General features: G+C 65.9%; 18 protein-coding genes. 12 read left to right on the top strand and 6 right to left on the bottom strand.

What is annotated here, in order from left to right:
• Nucleotides 1-18: 18 nt before the first annotated feature.
• The 3 genes from thrH to WMO45_RS11775 are packed head-to-tail and all read right to left on the bottom strand — an operon-like array spanning nt 19 to nt 2,319.
• Nucleotides 19-621, bottom strand: coding sequence for a bifunctional phosphoserine phosphatase/homoserine phosphotransferase ThrH (gene thrH, locus WMO45_RS11785; protein WP_349140985.1), 603 nt, complete (start codon nt 619-621; stop codon nt 19-21).
• A 34-nt stretch (nt 622-655) separates the two neighbouring features.
• Nucleotides 656-1,843 (bottom strand): aminotransferase class I/II-fold pyridoxal phosphate-dependent enzyme, encoded by a 1,188-nt coding sequence (locus tag WMO45_RS11780; RefSeq protein ID WP_349140984.1) that lies wholly within the window; start codon nt 1,841-1,843, stop codon nt 656-658.
• Nucleotides 1,840-2,319 carry an Lrp/AsnC family transcriptional regulator gene (locus WMO45_RS11775; protein ID WP_349140983.1) on the bottom strand — a complete coding sequence of 160 codons (480 nt, stop codon included), beginning with the start codon at nt 2,317-2,319 and terminating at the stop codon, nt 1,840-1,842. Before WMO45_RS11775 ends, WMO45_RS11780 begins: the two co-directional genes overlap by 4 nt.
• A gap of 254 nt (nt 2,320-2,573) precedes the next feature.
• On the opposite strand from WMO45_RS11775, the gene WMO45_RS11770 reads away from it, so the two are divergent.
• The 9 genes from WMO45_RS11770 to WMO45_RS11730 are packed head-to-tail and all read left to right on the top strand — an operon-like array spanning nt 2,574 to nt 11,247.
• Nucleotides 2,574-2,897 carry a hypothetical protein gene (locus WMO45_RS11770; RefSeq protein ID WP_349140982.1) on the top strand — a complete coding sequence of 108 codons (324 nt, stop codon included), beginning with the start codon at nt 2,574-2,576 and terminating at the stop codon, nt 2,895-2,897.
• 11 nt (nt 2,898-2,908) lie between these two features.
• Nucleotides 2,909-3,952 carry a V0D/AC39 family V-type ATPase subunit gene (locus WMO45_RS11765; RefSeq protein ID WP_349140981.1) on the top strand — a complete coding sequence of 348 codons (1,044 nt, stop codon included), beginning with the start codon at nt 2,909-2,911 and terminating at the stop codon, nt 3,950-3,952.
• Nucleotides 3,953-3,985: 33 nt separating this feature from the next.
• Entirely contained in the window at nt 3,986-5,935 is a 1,950-nt protein-coding gene (locus WMO45_RS11760; protein ID WP_349140980.1) for a V-type ATP synthase subunit I, read from the top strand.
• Nucleotides 5,936-5,959: 24 nt separating this feature from the next.
• Entirely contained in the window at nt 5,960-6,385 is a 426-nt protein-coding gene (locus WMO45_RS11755) for an ATP synthase subunit C (RefSeq protein ID WP_349140978.1), read from the top strand.
• A gap of 51 nt (nt 6,386-6,436) precedes the next feature.
• Complete coding sequence (locus WMO45_RS11750) at nt 6,437-6,745, top strand: V-type ATP synthase subunit F (RefSeq protein WP_349140977.1); 309 nt, start codon at nt 6,437-6,439, stop codon at nt 6,743-6,745.
• A gap of 22 nt (nt 6,746-6,767) precedes the next feature.
• The gene (locus WMO45_RS11745; RefSeq protein WP_349140976.1) at nt 6,768-7,373 is read left to right on the top strand and encodes a V-type ATP synthase subunit E; all 606 of its coding nucleotides are present in this window, start codon (nt 6,768-6,770) and stop codon (nt 7,371-7,373) included.
• Between the two features lie 20 nt (nt 7,374-7,393).
• On the top strand, nt 7,394-9,163 hold the full coding sequence (locus WMO45_RS11740) for a V-type ATP synthase subunit A (RefSeq protein WP_349140975.1): 1,770 nt from the start codon (nt 7,394-7,396) through the stop codon (nt 9,161-9,163).
• A gap of 28 nt (nt 9,164-9,191) precedes the next feature.
• Complete coding sequence (locus WMO45_RS11735) at nt 9,192-10,598, top strand: V-type ATP synthase subunit B (RefSeq protein ID WP_349140974.1); 1,407 nt, start codon at nt 9,192-9,194, stop codon at nt 10,596-10,598.
• Nucleotides 10,599-10,629: 31 nt separating this feature from the next.
• Entirely contained in the window at nt 10,630-11,247 is a 618-nt protein-coding gene (locus WMO45_RS11730) for a V-type ATP synthase subunit D (RefSeq protein ID WP_349140973.1), read from the top strand.
• A gap of 51 nt (nt 11,248-11,298) precedes the next feature.
• Here WMO45_RS11730 and WMO45_RS11725 read toward each other — a convergent pair whose 3' ends face one another.
• The gene (locus WMO45_RS11725; protein WP_349140972.1) at nt 11,299-12,147 is read right to left on the bottom strand and encodes a DUF975 family protein; all 849 of its coding nucleotides are present in this window, start codon (nt 12,145-12,147) and stop codon (nt 11,299-11,301) included.
• Nucleotides 12,148-12,223: 76 nt separating this feature from the next.
• Complete coding sequence (locus WMO45_RS11720) at nt 12,224-13,414, bottom strand: toxic anion resistance protein (RefSeq protein ID WP_349140971.1); 1,191 nt, start codon at nt 13,412-13,414, stop codon at nt 12,224-12,226.
• A gap of 185 nt (nt 13,415-13,599) precedes the next feature.
• Here WMO45_RS11720 and ilvA point away from each other — a divergent pair, with 185 nt between their 5' ends.
• From ilvA to recR, 3 genes are all read left to right on the top strand, one after another.
• A complete protein-coding gene (gene ilvA / locus WMO45_RS11715; protein ID WP_349140970.1) occupies nt 13,600-14,820 on the top strand; it encodes a threonine ammonia-lyase in 1,221 nt (406 codons plus the stop codon).
• 235 nt (nt 14,821-15,055) lie between these two features.
• Entirely contained in the window at nt 15,056-15,703 is a 648-nt protein-coding gene (gene rpe, locus WMO45_RS11710; protein WP_349140969.1) for a ribulose-phosphate 3-epimerase, read from the top strand.
• Nucleotides 15,704-15,706: 3 nt separating this feature from the next.
• Nucleotides 15,707-16,309: a recombination mediator RecR gene (gene recR / locus WMO45_RS11705; RefSeq protein ID WP_349140968.1), complete on the top strand. Its 603-nt coding sequence runs from the start codon at nt 15,707-15,709 to the stop codon at nt 16,307-16,309.
• A gap of 65 nt (nt 16,310-16,374) precedes the next feature.
• On the opposite strand, the gene WMO45_RS11700 is transcribed toward recR, so the two are convergent.
• Entirely contained in the window at nt 16,375-19,377 is a 3,003-nt protein-coding gene (locus WMO45_RS11700) for an S-layer homology domain-containing protein (protein ID WP_349140967.1), read from the bottom strand.
• Nucleotides 19,378-19,381 lie beyond the last annotated feature (4 nt).

Raw genomic sequence — 19,381 nt, 5'->3', positions numbered from 1 at the left:
CTCACTTCCGGACTGAAATCAGACCATGGCGCCGCGGATGGCGGCCAGCAGGTCGGGGAATCGCTCATAGGCGGGCAGCTCGGGATGATCGGCCTTGATCTGCTCGGTGCTCTTGAACAGGAAGCCCGCCTTGCTGGCCTGAATCATGCCCAGATCGTTGAAGCTGTCCCCGGCGGCAATGGTCTCGTAGCCGATGCTCTGCAGGGCCTTCACCGTGGTGAGCTTGGACTGGGGACAGCGCATCTGAAAGCCGGTGATGGTCCCGTCGCCCGCCACCTCCAGGGTGTTGCAGAACAGGGTGGGCCAGTTCAGCTTTTTCATCAGGGGCTGGGCGAACTGCTCAAAGGTATCGCTGAGGATGATGACCTGGGTGAAGGACCGCAGCTCGTCCAGGAATTCCCTGGCCCCGGGCAGCGGGTCGATGCCTTCGATGGTCCGCTGGATCTCCTTCAGGCCCAGGCCGTGCTCCTTCAGGATGTCCAGGCGGAAACGCATGAGTTTGTCGTAGTCCGGCTCGTCCCGGGTGGTGCGCTTGAGCTCCGGGATGCCGGCGGCCTCGGCAAAGGCGATCCAGATCTCGGGGACCAGGACCCCCTCCATATCCAGACAGGTGATGTACATGCTCCGCTCCTCCTTTCGCGGCGCCTTCCGGCGCTCAGTCCTGCCGGCCCTGCTTCTTGCGCAGGTTGGTCAGGAAGTTGTCCATACGGGTCAGGGCCTCGGCGATGTCCTTCATGCTGGTGGCGTAGCAGCAGCGCACAAAGCCCTCGCCCCCCGGGCCGAAGGCGGCGCCCGAGATGACCGCCACCTTCTCCTCCATCAAAAACCGCTCGCAGAACTCGTCCGAGCTCAGCCCGGTGCTGCGGATGTCGGGGAAGACGTAGAAGGCGCCCTTGGGCTCAAAGCAGGGCAGGCCGATGCGCCGCAGCCCTTCCACCAGATAGCGGCGGCGGCCGTCGTACTCATCGCGCATCTTCTCGATGTCCCCGTCGCCGTTGCGCATGGCCTCGATGGCAGCGTACTGGCTGATGGTGGGGGCGGACATGATGCCGAACTGATGCAGCTTGAGCATCTGCTGGATCAGGGGGGCCGGCCCGCAGAGGTAGCCCATGCGCCAGCCCGTCATGGCGTGGCTCTTGGAGAAGCCGTTGACCACCAGGGTGCGCTCATACATGTCGGGCAGGTTGGCCATGGACACGTGGTGCTGGCCGTAGGTCAGCTCGGCGTAGATCTCGTCGGAGAGCACCATGATGTCGGTGCCCCGCAGCACGTCGGCAATGGCCTCCAGGTCGGCGCGCTCCATGATGCCGCCGGTGGGGTTGGAGGGGAAGGGGAGCACCAGGATCTTGGTGCGGGGGGTGATGGCGGCGCGGAGCTGCTCGGGGGTGAGGCGGAACTCGTTCTCCGCCTTGAGCTCCACATACACCGGGGTGCCCCCCGCCATGGAGGCCAGCGGCCCGTAGCACACAAAGGAGGGCACGGGGATGATGACCTCGTCGCCGGGGTTGAGCAGGCAGCGCATGGCCAGGTCGATGGCCTCGCTGCCGCCCACCGTCACAATGATCTGCCGGGCAAAGTCATACCGCAAATCGAACCGGCGCTCCAGATAGGCCGCGATCTCCCGGCGCAGCTCGGCCATACCGGCGTTGGAGGTGTATTTGGTAAAGCCCTTCTCCAGGGAGTAGATGCCCGCATCCCGGATGTGCCAGGGGGTGACGAAATCGGGCTCGCCCACGCCCAGGGAGATGGCGTCCTTCATCTCCTCCAGGATGTCAAAAAAACGCCGGATGCCAGAGGGCTGGACCTGCTGGATGCGCCGGCAGAGTATTTCGTCGTAATTCATGAGAAAATCCACTCCTTCGCCTGCTGCTCCTGCTTTTCAAAGATCAGGTGCTTCTCCTTATATTTATGCAGGATGAAATGGGTGGCGGTGCCCGTCACGTCCTCCAGGGTGGACAGGCGCTCCCCCACAAACTGGGCCACCTCTTTCAGGGTGCGGCCCGAGATGATGACCGTCAGATCGAACGCGCCGCTCATGAGGTAGACGCTCTCCACCTCGTCATACTGGTAGATGCGCTCGGCCACCCGGTCGAAGCCCTCCCCGCGCTGGGGGGTCACCTTTACCTCGATCAGGGCGGTCACCGCCTCCCGGTCGGTGCGGTCCCAGTCCACGATGGCCTGGTAGCCCAGAATGACCTTCTCTTCTTCATAACGGCGCACGGCAGCCTGGACTTCTTCCACGGTCATGCCGGTCATGGATGCAAGCTGTTCGGGGGTCAGGGTGCAGTCCCCCTCCAAAAGCCGGAGCAGCTTCGTCATAATGCTTCCTCCTATCTCTACCGGTCTCCGGAATCGCCGGAAACGTATGATTGGATTTATTATATACGCCCCTTTCCCGGATTACAATAGTCCATCCACATCCGCGCCGCCCGGCGGTGGCCGCTTTGTACGCTGTGCAAAAAGATTTTTGTTGACTGTATCAATTTCTTGTGGAATTATCCTGCGCCCCATGGTATGATAATAAAAACATGCCCATTCTCTTCCAAGCCAATGACAACGGAGGTGTAAGCGATATGGACTATGCCGAGATGGTCAGCCAGATCATGGCCGCCGAACAGGGCGCCAAGGCCCTGGCCGAGGAGGCCCGGGAGCGCCGGGAACAGGCCCAGGCCGATCTGGAGCGGGACGTGGCCGCCATGCGGGAGAGCTACATGGACCGGGCCCGCAACCGCCTGGAAACCGTCCAGCACACGGAGGAGCGCGCCGCCCAGGAGGCCCTGGAAAAACTGGACCAGCGGCTGGACAACGTGATGCGGGCGGTGGAGTCCTCTTACGAAAAGAATAAGGAGCGCTGGGTGGACACCCTGTTCTCCATGATCGTGGGCGTACAGCCGTGATGGGGGCGGAGATGACCTACGGGGCGCTCTCGGCCAAAGTCCGCGCGCTGTACGGCAAACGCCTGCGCGCGGCTGATTTTGCCCATCTGGCCGGGCTGCGCAATGAGGCGGAGATCCTGGAATACCTGCGCCAGCACCCGGGGTGGAGCCGTGCTCTGGCCCTTATCCCGCCGGGCAGCTGGGGGTATGTGGGGCGCATCGAGGTGGAGTCCGCCCTGCAGGAGGAGTTGCGCCTGGAGTACCAGAGCCTGTGCTACTACGTCCCCCGCACGGACAAGCCCCTGATGCAGTTCCGGGTGCGCGCGGCCGAGCGCACCGCCATCCTCAACGCCCTGCGCCGGCTCAAGTCGGGCAAATACGCCCTCCCCGCCCCACCGGCCCACGCCATCCTGCTCCACGGCCGGCTGGACGAGGCCGCCACCGCCGCCTGCACCAGCTACGACCAGCTGCTCCAGGCCGCCCGGGACACCATCTACGCCCCGGTGCTCCAGCAGCTGCGCCCCGCCCGGGAGGGGGAGGTGCCCGACTACACCCTCACCGAGGCCCTGCTGCGCACGGCCTATTACGCCTACTTTTACCGCATCGTCCGCCAGCAGTACCGGGGCCATACTCAGAAGGTCCTGCTGCGGGCCCTGGGGGAGCAGATCGACCTGTTGAACATCATCCACGTGCTCCGGCTCAAGACCTATTTCCCCCAGACCGAGCCGGACACCTACCTGCGCATCCTCTTCCCCTTCCACTACCGGCTCAATCCGGAGTTCACCCGCAGCCTCTGCGCCGCCCCCGGCGCCGAGGGGGTGTTCGCCCTGCTGCGGGACTCCCCCTACCGGGACTGCTTCGAGAACGTGCATGTGGACGAGGTGGAGGAATACTACCTGCGCGCCATCTACCGCTTCAACAAGCGCCAGCTGGCCAGCGTGCCCCCGTCGGTCTACACCGCCATGGCCTATCTGGAGCTGAAGGATCTGGAGACCTCGGTGCTGGTCAACGTGATCGAGTCGGTGAAGTACGGCGTGCCCTACAACAAGGAATTTGCAGATCTGGTGGGGGAATGACCCCGCCGTCCATCTGAGGAAGGAGCTACCGCGATGTCCGTTGTCCCGATGAAGCTGCTGACCATCGCCGGCCCGCTGGAGCGGTTCGACGATGTGGTCCGCGCCTGCGTCATCGATCAGGAGTTTCACCCGGAACAGGCCATAACCCTGCTCAAGAGCGTCAAGGGCCTGCGCCCCCTGGAGCCGGAAAACCCCTACCGCGCCCTTCTCCACCGCTCGGTGGAGGTGGCCGATGAGGCGGGTATCCCCCTGGCATACGCCCCCTTTGACCCAGACACCCAGAGCGAACAGCTCAGCGCCTATTTCGACGGGCTGTCCCAGCGCGTCAGCCAGCTCTCCGCCCGGCGGGAGGAGCTGGAGCACAAGGCCGACGAGATCCACGGCACCAAGGAGCGGCTGCAAAACCTGCGCGGCCTCAACGTCAGCCTGGACGAGCTGATGGGCATGGATTACGCCCGCTTCCGCTACGGCTATCTCCCCCGGGAGACCTACGACAGCTTCCGTGAGACCTTCAACGACGAGGAGGACCTCTTCTTCGTGCCCACCATGGTGGGCTCCCGCCGGGTCTACGGGGTCTACTTCACCACCAAGGACGCCCACCACAAGGTGGACTCCCTGCTCAACTCCCTGCACTTCCACCGCATCCGCCTGGAGGACCCGCCCCACGGCACGGTGGACACCGCCATCGCCCAGCTGGAGGCCCAGGCCAGCGAGACCCGCGCCGCCCTGGCCCAGCTGGAGGAACAGGCCAACGCCCTGCGGGAGCAGGAGCGGGAGAAGATCCTCTCGGCCTACTCCTGCCTGCGCTGGCACAGCGAGTGCTGCGACCTGCGGCGGTACGCCTGCCGCAGCCGGGGGACCTTCTACCTCACCGGCTGGGTCCCGGCGGCCGACCTGCCCGAGATCGAGGGCAAGCTGGCCGGCTTCCCCAACCTCTCCTGCGTGGCCGACACCGCCGACGACGTACACCACGTCAAGCCCCCCACCAAGCTGAAAAACTCCTTCCTGGGCCGGGTGTTCCAGCCCTTCCTGGAGATGTACGGCCTGCCCGCCTACAACGAGAAGGACCCCTCCCTCTTCATGGCCCTCACCTACTGCCTGTTCTTCGGCATCATGTTCGGCGATCTGGGCCAGGGGCTGTGCCTGGCCCTCATCGGGCTGGTGCTCTCCCGGTGGAAGCGCATGTGGCTGGGCGGCATCATCACCTGCTGCGGCCTGTCCGGCGCGCTGTTCGGGTGCGTCTACGGCTCGGTCTTCGGCTTTGAAGAGCTGCTGCCCGGGTTCAAGATCATGGAGGAGACCACCTTTGCCGGGCTGGGCGTGGTGAGCAACGTGCTGCTGCTGCTGGTGATGTCCATCTGCCTGGGCGTGTTCATGCTGCTGCTGGTGATGGTCATCAACATCCTCAACGGCATCCGGCAGAAAAATTACGAAAAGATCCTCTTCGGGCCCAACGGCGTGGCCGGCATCGTCTTTTACGCCGGGCTGCTCTTTGCCGCGGTGGCCACCCTGGCCTTCGGCGTCAACCTCTTCGTGCCGGCCTACGTGCTGCCGGTGCTGATCCTGCCCCTGGTGCTCATGCTCCTGCGGGAGCCGCTGTCCCACCTGCTGGCCGGCGATCCGGACTGGAAGCGCTTCTCCCCCGGCGAGGTGCTGGGCACCGGCGTGTTCGAGCTGTTTGAAACCCTGCTGAGCTACCTGACCAACACCCTGTCCTTCATGCGCGTGGGCGCCTACGCCATCACCCACGTGGGCCTGATGCTGGTGGTCCACATGCTGGCCGAGCTGGCCGGCGGCGTGGGCGGCCCGGTGGGCATCCTCATCCTGGTGCTGGGCAACGCCTTCGTCATGGGCTTTGAGGGCCTGCTGGTGGGCATCCAGGTACTCCGTCTGGAATTTTACGAGCTCTTCGGCCGCTTCTACGACGACGGCGGCATCCCCTTTACCCCCAAAAAGATCGACTATGCCACCCGCATCAACTGAACAACCTGAGGAGGTCAATCAATCATGCTGAAATTCATCGTCCTGCTGTTCGCCGCCTTTGCGGTCTTCTCCCCCCTGTTCCTCATCGGCATCCGCAAGTACACCGGCCGCAAGGCCAAGCGCGCCCTGGGGGCCAACATCGCCTCCTTCTTCGCCTTCCTGGTGCTGGCCAGCGTGGTGGGCATCGGCGGCAGCGCCTCCGCTGCCGGGGCTGAGGCCGCCGCGGCCGCCGGCGGCATCGCCGAGGGCCTCAAGTACGTGGGCGCCGCCCTGGCCGTGGGCCTGAGCGGCATCGGCGGCGGCATCGCCGTGGCCTCCTCCGCCTCGGCCGCCCTGGGCGCCATCTCGGAGAACGACAAGGCCTTCGGTAAGGCCCTGATCTTCGTGGGCCTGGCCGAAGGCGTGGCCCTGTACGGCCTGATCGTGGCCCTGCTGCTGCTGTTCGTGTGATCCGCCGTTCCATCTGACTTCCGCCGGGGCGGAAGGACTGTGAGGCTATCTATGAAATACTTTGTCATCACCGACAGCACGGACACCCAGGTGGGGCTGCGCCTGGCGGGGATCGAGGGCGTGGTGGTCCGGGAGGAGGCGCTGGCCCGCGCCGCCATCCAAACCGCCGCCGACGACCCGGAGATCGCCGTGCTGCTCATCACGGAACATCTGGCCGGCCTGTGCCGGGACGTCATCGCCCCGCTGAAGCTTACCGGCAAACGGCCCCTGGTGGTGGAGATCCCCGACCGGCACAGCGCCGGCCGGGCGCCCGACTCCATCACACGCTATATCCGCGAGGCCATCGGCATCAAGCTCTGATGGCCCGGCAGGGAGGTTTACCATGCCTGATATGAACCAGAAACTGGACCGCTTCACCGCCAAGATCCTGGCGGAGGCCTCCGCCGAGAGCAAGCGGGCCATGGAGGAGGTGCGCCGCCGCCGGGACCAGCGGTTCCAGGAGGCGGAGAGCGAGGCCCTCAAGGACGCCTACGAATACATTCACGAGGAGGTCTCCCGCATCCAGGCCGAGGCGGGCCGCACGGTCTCCCGCCACATGCTGGAGAACAAGAAGGCCCTCTACCTGCGCCGCAGCGAGATGGCCCAGGAGGTCTTTGCCCTGGTGCGGGCCAAGATCGCCGCCTTCACCCGCACCCCGGCCTACGGCCGGCGGCTGGAGGAACTGCTGCGCCAGGCGCTGGAGCAGCTGGAGGGGGCCCAGGACGTGCTGGTCACCCTCCGCCCCGACGACATGGGGTATCAGGCGGCCCTGTCGGCCGCCGCGCCGGGGGTGCCGCTGCACTTCCGGGAGGGGGAGTTCCGCATGGGCGGGCTCATCGCCGAATCCCACGCCCTGGGCCTGCGGGTGGACTCCTCCTTTGACAGCGCCGCCGGCGACCTGTCCGGCCATTTTGCAGAACTGTTCGGGCTGTCTCTGTCCGACGAATGAGAAAGGATGGCGCCACTACGATGAACCAACCCCGCTATACCATCCACGGCATCAACGGCCCGGTGGTCAAGGTCACCGGCGACCGGGGCCTGGCCATGATGGACATGGTCCACGTGGGCGAGGAGGGCCTGATCGGCGAGGTGGTCAGCGTCGACCGGGACGCCGCCACCGTCCAGGTCTATGAGGACACCGCCGGGCTCAAGCCCGGCCAGCCGGTGGTGAGCCAGGGAGCCCCCATGGCCATCACCCTGGGCCCCGGCCTGCTGACCAATATTTTCGACGGCATCGCCCGCCCCCTGAAGGTGGTCCAGGACCTGAGCGGTCCCTTCATCCGCCGGGGGCTGAACCTGCCCTCCCTGGACGAGTCCAGGCAGTGGGAGGTCACCCTCCACGTCAAGGTGGGGGACCGGGTGAGCCCGGGCACGCTGTACGCCTCCTGCCCGGAGACCCCGCTGATCGTCCACCGCTGCCTGGTCCCCGCCGGGCTGTCCGGCTCGGTCACCGCGGTGGCCCAGCCCGGGCCCCACACCGTCACCGAGCCGCTGGTGGAGCTCACCGACGACCACGGCCGCACCCACACCCTGAAGCTGGCCCAGCGCTGGCCCATCCGCACCGCCCGGCCCATGGCCGAGCGCCTGCCCATCGACCGGCCCCTGGTCACCGGCCAGCGGATCATCGACACCCTCTTCCCCATCGGCAAGGGGGGCGCCGCCGCCATCCCCGGCCCCTTCGGCGCGGGCAAGACCATGACCCAGCACCAGCTGGCCAAGTGGTCGGACGCGGACATCATCGTCTACCTGGGCTGCGGCGAGCGCGGCAACGAGATGACCCAGGCCCTGGAGGAGTTCTCCGAGCTGCTGGACCCCAAGAGCCAGCAGCCGCTGATGAACCGGACTATCCTCATCGCCAACACCTCCAACATGCCGGTGGCCGCCCGCGAGGCGTCGGTGTACACCGGCATGACCATTGCGGAATATTACCGGGACATGGGCTACCACGTGGCCCTCATGGCCGACTCCACCTCCCGCTGGGCCGAGGCCCTGCGTGAGATCTCCGGCCGGCTGGAGGAGATGCCCGCCGAGGAGGGCTTCCCCGCCTATCTGGCCTCCCGGCTGGCGGAGTTCTACGAGCGGGCGGGCTACGTCCGCACCCTGGAGGGCAAGGAGGGCTCGGTCACCGTCATCGGCGCGGTGTCCCCCCAGGGCGGCGACTTTTCCGAGCCGGTCACCCAGAACACCAAGCGCTATGTGCGCACCTTCTGGGGCCTGGACCGTGCCCTGGCCTACGCCCGCCACTTCCCCTCTATCAACTGGCTGACCTCCTATTCCGAGTACGCCGACGACCTGCGCCCCTGGTACGACGAGCACGTGGGGCCGGAATTCGTCCCCGCCCGGCACCAGCTCTCCCACCTGCTGCTCAAGGAGTCGGAGCTGATGGAGATCGTCAAGCTCATCGGCGCCGACGTGCTGCCCGAGGATCAAAAGCTCATCATCGAGACCGCCAAGCTCATCCGGGTGGGCTTTCTGCAGCAGAACGCCTACCACGCCATCGACACCTACGTGCCTCTGGACAAGCAGCTGAAGATGATGCAGCTCATCCTCAAGCTCTACGCCGGGGCCAAGGACATCGTCTCCCGGGCCATCCCCCTGTCCCAGCTGAAGGCCACCGGCATTTTCGAGTCCCTGGCCAAGATGAAATACGAGGTCCCCAACGACCAACAGGAGAAATTCGCCGCTTACGACCAGGCCATCGACGCAGCTCTGCGCCAGGTCAACGAGGCCAACCGGTAATGCGCGCGCAGCGAGGTGAATCACAGACATGAGACTGGAATACATCGGCCTTTCGGAGCTCTCCGGCTCCCTCATCGCCCTGGAGGGGGTCAAGGACGTGGCCTTCGACGAGATGGCCGAGATCACCCTGGACAGCGGCGAGCGCCGCTACGGGCGGGTCATCCTCATCGACGGGGACCGGGTGGTCCTGCAGGTCTTTGAGGGCACCCGGGGCATCTCCCTGGAAAACGCCAGCACCCACTTCACCGGCAAGTCCATGGACATCGCCCTGTCCAAGGAGATGCTGGGCCGGGTGTTCGACGGGGCGGGCCGCCCCATCGACGGGCTGGGGCAGATCTACCCCGAGGAGCGGCGGGACATCAACGGCTCGGCCATCAACCCCGTCTCCCGCAAATACCCCCGCAGCTGCATCTACACCGGCATCTCCGCCATCGACGGCTGCTCCACCCTCATCCGGGGGCAGAAGCTGCCCATCTTCTCCGGCTCGGGCATGAAGCACAACGAGCTGGCCGCCCAGATCGTGCGCCAGGCCAAGGTCCCCGATCAGGACGGCGAGTTCGCCATCGTCTTTGCCGCCATGGGCGTCAAGAACGACACCGCGGAGTTCTTCCGCCGCTCCTTTGAGGAGGCGGGCGCCCTCAGCCGGGTCACCATGTTCCTCAACCTGGCCTCCGACCCCATCATCGAGCGCATCCTCACCCCCCGCTGCGCCCTGACGGCGGCGGAGTTTCTGGCCTTCGAGCACGGCTACCACGTGCTGGTGGTCCTCACCGACATGACCTCCTACTGCGAGGCCCTGCGCGAGTTCTCCTCCTCCAAGGGTGAGATCCCCTCCCGCAAGGGCTTCCCCGCCTACCTGTACTCCGACCTGGCCTCCCTCTACGAGCGGGCCGGCATGATCCACGGCCGCAGCGGCTCGGTTACCCAGGTGCCGGTGCTCACCATGCCCAACGACGACATCACCCACCCCATCCCCGACCTGACCGGCTACATCACCGAGGGTCAGATCGTGCTGGACCGGGACCTGGAGCAGAAGGGCATCTATCCCCCCATCGCCATCCTCCCCTCCCTGTCCCGCCTGATGAAGGACGGCATCGGCGAGGGCTTCACCCGGGCCGACCACTACGACGTGTCCAACCAGCTGTTCGCCTCCTACTCCAAGGTGCAGGACGCCCGCAGCCTGGCCAGCGTCATCGGCGAGGACGAGCTGGGTGAGCTGGACAAACAGTACCTGGCCTTCGGCAACGCCTTTGAAAGCCGCTTCATCAACCAGAGTCTGGTGGAGAACCGCACCATCCAGGACACGCTGGAGCTGGGCTGGAAGCTGCTGAGCATGCTGCCCAAGTCGGAGCTGGACCGCATCGACGCCAAGACCATCGACGCCCACTATGTGGAGGGGGCCTGGAAGGACCTGTTCCACCACAAGCAGGCCTGAGCCGGCCCGGCGGGAAAGGAGCTGAAGAGCCATGGCCAACCTGCTGCCCACCAAGGGCAACCTGATCGCCGCCAAGCGCTCCCGGGCGCTGGCCCAGACCGGCTACGAGCTGATGGACCGCAAGCGCAACATCCTCATCCGGGAGCTGATGGGCATGATGGACACCGCCAAGCAGCTGCAGGAACAGATCGACACCGTCTTTACCGACGCCTACGCCGCCCTCCAGGCGGCCAACATCCGCCTGGGCATCTGCGACCGCATTGCCGAGGCGGTGGAGGTGGACGACTCGCTGGAGATCCGCTACCGCTCCGTCATGGGGGTGGAGCTGCCCCGCATCCCCGGCCAGTCCCCGCCCCCCCGGCCGGAATACGGCCTGGCGGAGACCTCCTCCGCCCTGGACGAGTGCTACCTGAAGTTCTACAAGGTCAAGGAGCTGACCCGCCGGCTGGCCGAGGTGGAGACCTCCATCTACCGCCTGGCCGACGCCATCCGCAAGACCCAGAAGCGGGCCAACGCCCTGCAGAACATCGTCATCCCCGACCTGGACGGCACCGTGCGCTTCATCACTGACGCGCTGGAGGAAAAGGAGCGGGAGGAATTCGCCCGGCTGAAGGTCATCAAGCGGGTGACCAGCCGGAACAAGGCATAACAAAACGCGGGCCCCGGAATTACTCCGGGGCCCGCGTTTTATGGGTTTGACTCAGTAATCGGAAAGGTCGTCCTTGCGGAAGGGGTCCTGGCCATACTGGCTCTCATACCCGCCGGGGGTGGTGAAGGAGCCGTGGACCATCCAGTCGTAGAAGTTGGCGTCGGCGGCGCTCGCGTAGGGGATCACCCACAGGCCCAGGATGCCCAGGGTGAATATGGAGAGGATCTCCCATCCCAGGAAGGACAGGTCCTGCACAAACAGGATCCGCTTGCAGCCCTGCATGGCCAGCTTGCTCTGCCGCAGCGTCTCCAGAGCCCCCATCTGGGGATTGTCCAGGGCGAAGTAGAGGCTCAGCCGGTAGCGGTAGGAGACCACCACGACCCACACCACCAGCACGATGATGCCCAGGACCACCGGGAAAAAGCTGTTCAGCAGCACGCCCAGCATCACCAGGAGCACATAGGGGATCATGCCCAGCAGGGACCACAGGACGGTGAACAGCCACACCAGCAGGCTCACCAGGATGGACCGGCCCAGCACCGCGAAGCCGTCCAGCAGGTTACGGAAGCCGGGGCCCTCCCCCCGGGCCAGGCGCAGGGCGTAGGAGGTGTAGCCGAAGGCCATCACCCACTGGTACAGGGTCAGCAGGATCTCCATCAGCAGGAACAGGCCCACCCGGCCGGGGGTAAAGATGGTCCGATAGATCTGCTCCGGGGCGTACACCCCGTCCAGCAGATAGAGGTAGGCCATGTTAAACGGGTTGGAGACAAAATAGGCGATCACATAGGAAAGCACACCGGTCAGCAGCACATACACCAGCGTGACCAGCATCGGGTGGGGGCTCACGCCCCGTATGGCCTGGCGCGCCAGGCGCTTGGATTCCACTCGGTTATATCCCATCGTTTCTTCCCCTTATTCGTTTCTATATGCCGCGGGCTCAGCCCCGCAGCCCGTTTCGGTTGGGCTGTCGGACACCTCAGCCCCGCAGTTCCAGCAGCTTCTGCTTCAGCTGGCCCTCGATGCGGCCCAGCTCCACCTCGGCCTCCCGGCGCTTCTGGGCGCCCTCCTTCTGGATGTTCATGACCTCATCCAAGGTGGAGATGAGCTGCTCGTTGGTATGCTGCAGGGTCTGGATGTCCACCACGCTGCGCTCGGCCTCCCGGGCGGTCTCGATGGTGCCCATCTTCAGCATGTCGGCGTTCTTCTTCAGCAGCTCGTTGGTCATGTTGGTCACCGCGCTCTGGGCGGCGGTGGCCTGGCGGGAGTGCTCCAGCCCCAGGGCCAGCACCATCTGGCTCTTCCACAGCGGGATGGTGTTCACCAGGGAGGACTGGATCTTCTCCAGCATCAGGGTGTCGTTGTTCTGGATCAGGCGGGTCTGGGGGCCCATCTGGATGGAGATCATCCGTGTCAGCTCCAGGTCGTGGATCTTCTTCTCAAACCGGGAGACCATGTTGGCCAGGTCGTTGTAGGCCTGGGCGTCCTCCTGGGCGCCGGTCTGGGCCGCCCGGGCCCGCAGCCGCTCCAGATCCTCCGTGCGCACCTGCATCAGGCGCTTCTTGCCCGCCAGGATGTACATGGTCAGCTCTTTGTAATACTTGGTGTTGAGCTCGTACATCTGGTCCAGCATGGCGATGTCCTTCATCAGGGTCACCTGGTGGCCCTCCAGCACCTGGACAATCTTGTCCACATTGGCCTCGGCCTTGGTGTAGGAGGCCTTCATGGCCTCCAGCTCGTTGCGCTTCTTCTTGAAGAAGCCGAACACGCCCTTCTCCTCTTCCTTGCCGAAGCCCTTGAGCTCCACCACCAGGGAGGACAGGGCCTGTCCCACTTCGCCCAGGTCCTTGGTGCGCACCGAGTTGAGGGTGCTCTCGGAAAAGCCGGCGATGTTCTTCTGGGCCGCCGCGCCGTACTGCAGCACCACGTTGGAGTCCATGATGTCGATCTTCTTGGCAAAATCGTCCACCATCTTGCGCTCGGCCTCGGACAGCTGGCTCTCGTCCAGCTGGATGGCCTGGGCCTGCTCCTGCAAAGCGGGGTCGGCCGCCGGCGTGCCCAGGGTCAGGCCCGGAGCCTCGGGCGCGCGGGGCGCTTCCGCCGCGGCGGTATCCTTGCTCAGATCGGGACTCAGCGTCAGCTCAGGGGTGAAGTCCATAGAATCGCTCATCGTATCGTTCCTCCCTTATATTCCATCTCCGGTCCGGACGCGCCGGGCCGGTCATACGCACTGTCCTTGGTTTCTCTCATTGTACCTTTCCTCCTCCGGGGTGTCAAGAACACGTTGACTTTGTCCAAAAAACTCAGTATGATAAAGTACATATATCGCCTATATATAGAGAGGAAGTCTGCCCCATGCTCACCCTGAAGGAATTCAAAGAGGCCCGCAGCGTGCTCTCCGGCGTCATCCGGGACACCAGCCTGCTCTACAGCCCCGCCTTTTCCAAGGCCACCGGCAACCACGTGTACATCAAGCCGGAAAACATGCAGATCACCGGCGCGTACAAGATCCGGGGCGCCTACTATAAGATCAGCACCCTGTCCGAGGAGGAGAAGGCCCGGGGCCTGGTCACCGCCTCGGCCGGCAACCACGCCCAGGGCGTGGCCTATGCCGCCCAGCAGGCCGGCGTGGCCGCCACCATCGTCATGCCCACCACCACCCCCCTGGTGAAGGTGAACAACACCAAGGACTACGGCGCCAAGGTGGTGCTCCACGGCGAGACCTTTGACGACGCCGCCGAGCTGGCCGCCAAGCTGTCCGAGGAGGAGGGGCTGACCTACGTCCACCCCTTCAATGACCCTGCCATCGCCACCGGCCAGGGCACCATCTCCTATGAGATCTTCCAGGACCTGCCCGACGTGGACGTGATTCTGGTGCCCATCGGCGGCGGCGGACTGGCCACCGGCGTGTCCACCCTGGCCAAGCTGCTCAACCCCAACGTCACCGTCATCGGCGTGGAGCCCACCGGGGCGGCCTCCATGAAGGCCAGCCTGGAGGCCGGCCACGTGGTCACCCTGGACAAGGTGGAGACCATCGCCGACGGCGTGGCCGTCAAGACCCCCGGCGACCAGATCTTCCCCTACATCCAGCAGAACATCGACGACATCATCACCATCGACGACAACGAGCTGGTGGACGCCTTCCTGGACATGATGGAAAAGCACAAGATGATCGTGGAGAACGCCGGACTGCTGCCCATGGCGGCCCTGAGCCACCTGGACTGCAAGGGCAAGAACGTGGTGCCTGTCCTCTCCGGAGGCAACATGGACGTGATCACCGTGGCCAGCCTGGTGCAGCATGGGCTCATCAACCGGGGTCGTGTGTTCACCTTCTCGGTGCAGCTGCCCGACCGCCCCGGCGAGCTGCTGCGGGTGGCCCAGATCGTGGCCCAGGCCAACGGCAACATCATCAAGCTGGAGCACAACCAGTTCGTCAACATCAACCGCCAGAGCGGCGTGGAGCTGCGGGTCACGCTGGAGGCCTTCGGCCACACCCACAAGCGGGCCATTCTGGACGCCATGTGCGCCGCCGGGTATCCCGCCCGGGAGTGCCACACCAACGACTTCTACAACTGATTTACCATGCGTGTCCGGGAGAGCCTTGGCCCTCCCGGACACTATCTGATGCGGCGCGCGGTTTCCGGGGCATGGGCCGCCGGTCCGGCAGCCCGTGGGCGCGTGGGGAGGACCGGCGGGGCCCCGGGCGTCATCCGCTTGGTGTATCTTATGTGCCCCCGCCCCGGCCGGTGCGTGCCGGCTGTGGTCCATGCTACCACAGATGTTTGAAGGTTTCCTTAAGGAGTGATAAAAGATGGTTAAAATCGCCCCCTCCATTCTCTCGGCCGATTTTGTCAACCTGGAGCGTGACATCCAGCGGGTGTCCTCCGCCGACTGGCTCCACGTGGATGTGATGGACGGCTGCTTCGTGCCCAACATCACCATCGGCGTACCGGTGGTGCAGTCCATCCGCAAGTGCACCGACATGTTCCTGGACGTCCACCTGATGATCGACAAGCCCGTGCGCTACGTGGAGGCCTTTGCCAAGGCGGGGGCGGACCTTCTGTCCGTCCACCTGGAGGCCGACCACCCCACCCGCATCGCCGAGGCCCTGCGCCTGATGGAGCAGTGCGGCGTGCAGAAGGCGGTGGCCCTGCGGCCCATCACCGCCGCCAGCGCCGTGCTGCCCTACCTGGAGCAGCTGGACATGGTGCTGGTGATGACGGTGGAGCCCGGCTTCGGCGGCCAGGCCTTTATGGAGCACCAGCTGGACACCATCCGCCAGGTACGGGAGCTGATCAACCAGTACAACCCCGCCTGCCGGCTGGAGGTGGACGGCGGCGTCAGCCCCAAGACCGCCGGCAAGGTCATTGCCGCCGGTGCCGACACCCTGGTGGCGGGCTCGGCGGTGTACGGCGCGGCCGACCCGGCCGCGGCCATCGCCGCGCTGCGGGAGGCGTAAGGCATGCAGTACTTCCCGCCCGCCCTGGAGCGGCTGGTGGAGCAGTTCGCCCGCCTGCCCGGCATCGGGGCCAAGACCGCCCAGCGGCTGGCCTTCTACGTGCTCTCCCTGCCGGAGGAGGACGCCGCCGCCTTTGCCGACGCCATCGTGGGGGCCAAGGCCGCCATCCACTGCTGCCCCGTGTGCCAGAACTTCTCGGAGGGGGACGGGCTGTGCCCCATCTGCCAGGACCCCAAGCGGGACACCTCCCTCATCTGCGTGGTGGCCGACCCCAAGGACGTGGTGGCCATGGAGCGCTCCCGGGAGTACCCCGGGCTCTACCACGTGCTCCACGGCGTCATCTCCCCCATGAACCACGTGGGGCCGGACGACCTGCACGTCAAGGAGCTGGTGGGCCGGGTGGCCGCCGGCGGCGTCAGCGAGGTCATCATGGCCACCAACCCGGACACCGAGGGAGAGGCCACCGCCATGTACCTCTCCCGCCTGCTGCGCCCCTTCGGGGTGAAGATCACCCGTCTGGCCTACGGCATCCCGGTGGGCAGCCACCTGGAGTACGCCGACGACGCCACCCTCATGCGGGCCCTGGAGGGCCGCCGGGAGATGTGACCGGCCCCCGCATAAGACAGAAAAAACGCTCCCCCGATGCCGGGGGAGCGTTTTTTGTATGCCGGTTACCGCATGGCGTAGAGCAGCTTGGCTACCTCGCCGCGGGTGAGCAGGTCGTTGGGGCGGATGCGGTTGTCGTTGCCCGTCACCACGCCCTGGCCCACCAGGCTCTTGATATAGGGGGCCGACCAGTCGGCCACCAGGGACGCGTCGTCAAAGCTCAGCTCAGGCTCAGCGTAGCCCTTGGGCTGGGTCCGGCCCAGGATGGTGATGGCCTCGGCCCGGGTGATGGTGGACTGGGCGTTGACCTTCAGCACGCCGTTCTCATTGGCGCCCTTGAGGATGCCCAGGCTGTACATGGCCTTGACCTCGTTGATGGCCCAGTCGGGGATGGAGTCGGCGTCGGCAAAGGGCAGCTCCACATCGGCGTACTGGGTCAGGTCCAGCCCCATCCAGCGGGCCACCATGGCGAAGAACTCCGCCCGGGTGATCTGCCGGGAGGGCTGGAAGGCGGGGGTGTCCCCCCCGGTGCCGTTGGACACGCCGGTGTCGTAGAGGTAGGTGGCGTAGGCGTCGGCCCAGTTGCCCGTCATGTCGCTGAAGGGAGAGGTGCGGGGGGTGGCGGGCTGCACGTCGGCGGAGGCGCGGGCCAGGTTGCCGCTGGCGTCGGCGGCGTACACGCTCACCCGGTGGTAGCCGCTGTCGGCGGCGGGCAGGGTGGCCGTCAGGGTGCCGGTGCTCTCGTTCCAGGTAAAGGGCAGCTCGGCCCCGTCATAGGTCAGGGACAGGTTGCCCTGGGCGAGGGTCTTGTCCACGTCGTCCTGCATGACGGCGGTGAGCTGGGTGCCGCTGACCTGCAGGGAGAGGGTGGGGGCGGTGGTGTCGTGCATCTCCTCGTTGGAGGTGGTGAAGTGGTCCAGCCAGATGCTCCCCGCCGGGCCGCCCGTGCCGCCGTAGATGACGTCCAGGCTGGTCAGGGCGGCGGCGCCGTCGGGCAGCTCCACGCACACGTGCTTCCAGCCGGTGAAGTCCAGGGCGGTGAGCAGGACCTGCTGGCTCTGCTGGTCCGCGCCGGTCACGGTGGCCATGAGTGTGTTGCCCGAGCCGTCGCCGTACACCCACAGGCCCAGGTAGTGCTCGCCGGTGGGGATGGTGAGGCCGGTGTTCAGGCTGGCCGTGCCGGCCAGGGAGGCGTCATAGCTCACCTTCAGGCTCTGGCTGCCGTTGTGGACGTAGTCCAGGCCGGTCTCGCCGGCAAAGCTGGCGGTGTCGGTGGCGGTGAAGGACTCCAGCGTGCCCTCGCAGCTCTCCAGGGTCTTGACGTGGCCGGCGATGCTCACCGGGATGGTGGTGGTGGTCCCCCCCACCGAGACGGTGAGGGTGCCGCTGCCGCTCTTCTCCCCGGCGGTGAACACGCCGTTCTGGTCCACCGTGCCGACGGCCGGGTCGGCCGCCCAGGTGAAGCAGCTGTCCTGGGACACCAGGGCCATTTTCCGGTAGATGGCCGTGGCGGTCAGGTCCACCTGCTCGCCGGGGTCCAGGTTCAGGGCGGTGACCGTGCTGCCGGTGGCGGCGTTGGTCAGGCGGATGGACTCGGGGGTGGAGACGGTGGTGATGTAGGCCGTGCCCGAGGCGGCGCCGTCGGTGGCCGTCACCTGATAAAAGCCGCTCTGGCTGCCGGCGGTGAACAGGCCGTTTTCATTCACCGTGCCGCCGGTGGCCGACCAGGTCACGGGGTTTGCGTAGGTGGAATAGTAGTTGGTGTCCAGCCCGGAGGCGGTCATCTGGAGGGTGGCCCCCGAGAGGACCATGGCGTCGGTGGGGCTGATGGCATAGCTGCCCAGCTCCCCGGTGGGCTGGAGGGTGGTGGTCAGGAAGATGGCGGTGCTGTTTTTCCGCTGGGTGCCGTCAGAGGGCTTGTTGACCACCTGCATGCCGCTCTGGCCCGGGTAGGTGACGCCGATGGTGGTGGAGCCGCCGCCGTCCATGCACAGGGCCTCCACGCACCCCAGCTCCACCAGGCGCTGGGCGATCTGGGTCTGGGTGGCCCCCACGCTGTAGCCGGACTGGAGCCCGTCCATGGCGTAAAAGACCACGGTGCCGTCGGCCTTGATACCCACGGCGGGCCAGGCGGTCTTTTTGGTGTCCAGGCCGGAGACCACCTGGCCGTTGGTCACCAGCTTGCACACCCCGCCCAGGGCCTGCACGGCGTTGGACCAGCGGTCATCGGTGGTGGCCACGGTGAGGGTGACGGTGTCCCCGGGCTTCAGGGCCCGGAGGCTGGCCAGCACCGTGGCGTTGTCCTTGCCGTTCATGGTGAGCACCGCCTTGCCCTCGGGGATGGCGATGCTGCCGGTGGACTCCAGCACCTGCTCCACCACGTACTGGGTCTGGCGGCCGATGCGGGGCTGGGGGGAGTAAAATCCGTCGTCCACCGGGGTGAGGATCACGTCCACCCCCGGCTCGGTGTTCTGGGTGGTGGAGGCAAAATCGGAGGTCAGCAGGGTCAGGCCGCCGGAGGTGTCGCTGGCGGTGATCTTGCGCACCTTGTTGATGCCGCCGCTGAGCTTGACGGCCTGTCCGCCGAAGGAGACCGACATACTCAGAGCCGGCTGGCCGATGAAGGCGGTGCCGTCCTCCAGAAAGCCGATGGCCCAGGAGTCATTGTAATAGGACGTGGAGCGCACCACCCCGTCGGTGACCACCAGGCCGGTGGGCGCGCCGGTGTTGAGCACGTACCAGTCCCCGTTGAGGCCGGAGACCACCCGCTTGCCCTGGCTCTCCAGGGTCTGGGCCATGTCCGAGAGGGTGACCCGGTCGGTCACCTTGCTGCCGTAGGCCACGGTGGGGGTCACGTCGGCATTGGGGGTGTATTCCACATAATATTCCGTGCGCAGGTCGGAATAGGTGTCGCTCCAAAAGATGTTTTTCCCCATCTGGGCGCTCTGGGCCAGCGGCACGCGGCTCGTATGTACGTCCCAGCCCATGGCGTTGGATGCGCAGGCCGCCGTAACGGTCACCGCCAGCGCCAGGACCAGGGCCGCGCCCCGTCGAATGCATTGCTTCATAGTT

The organism is Flavonifractor hominis (genome assembly GCF_040095835.1).
In the GTDB taxonomy this organism is placed as follows: domain Bacteria; phylum Bacillota; class Clostridia; order Oscillospirales; family Oscillospiraceae; genus Flavonifractor; species Flavonifractor hominis.
Note: the sequence above shows the minus strand (reverse complement) of the source record. Positions and strands in the feature narration are given on the sequence as shown.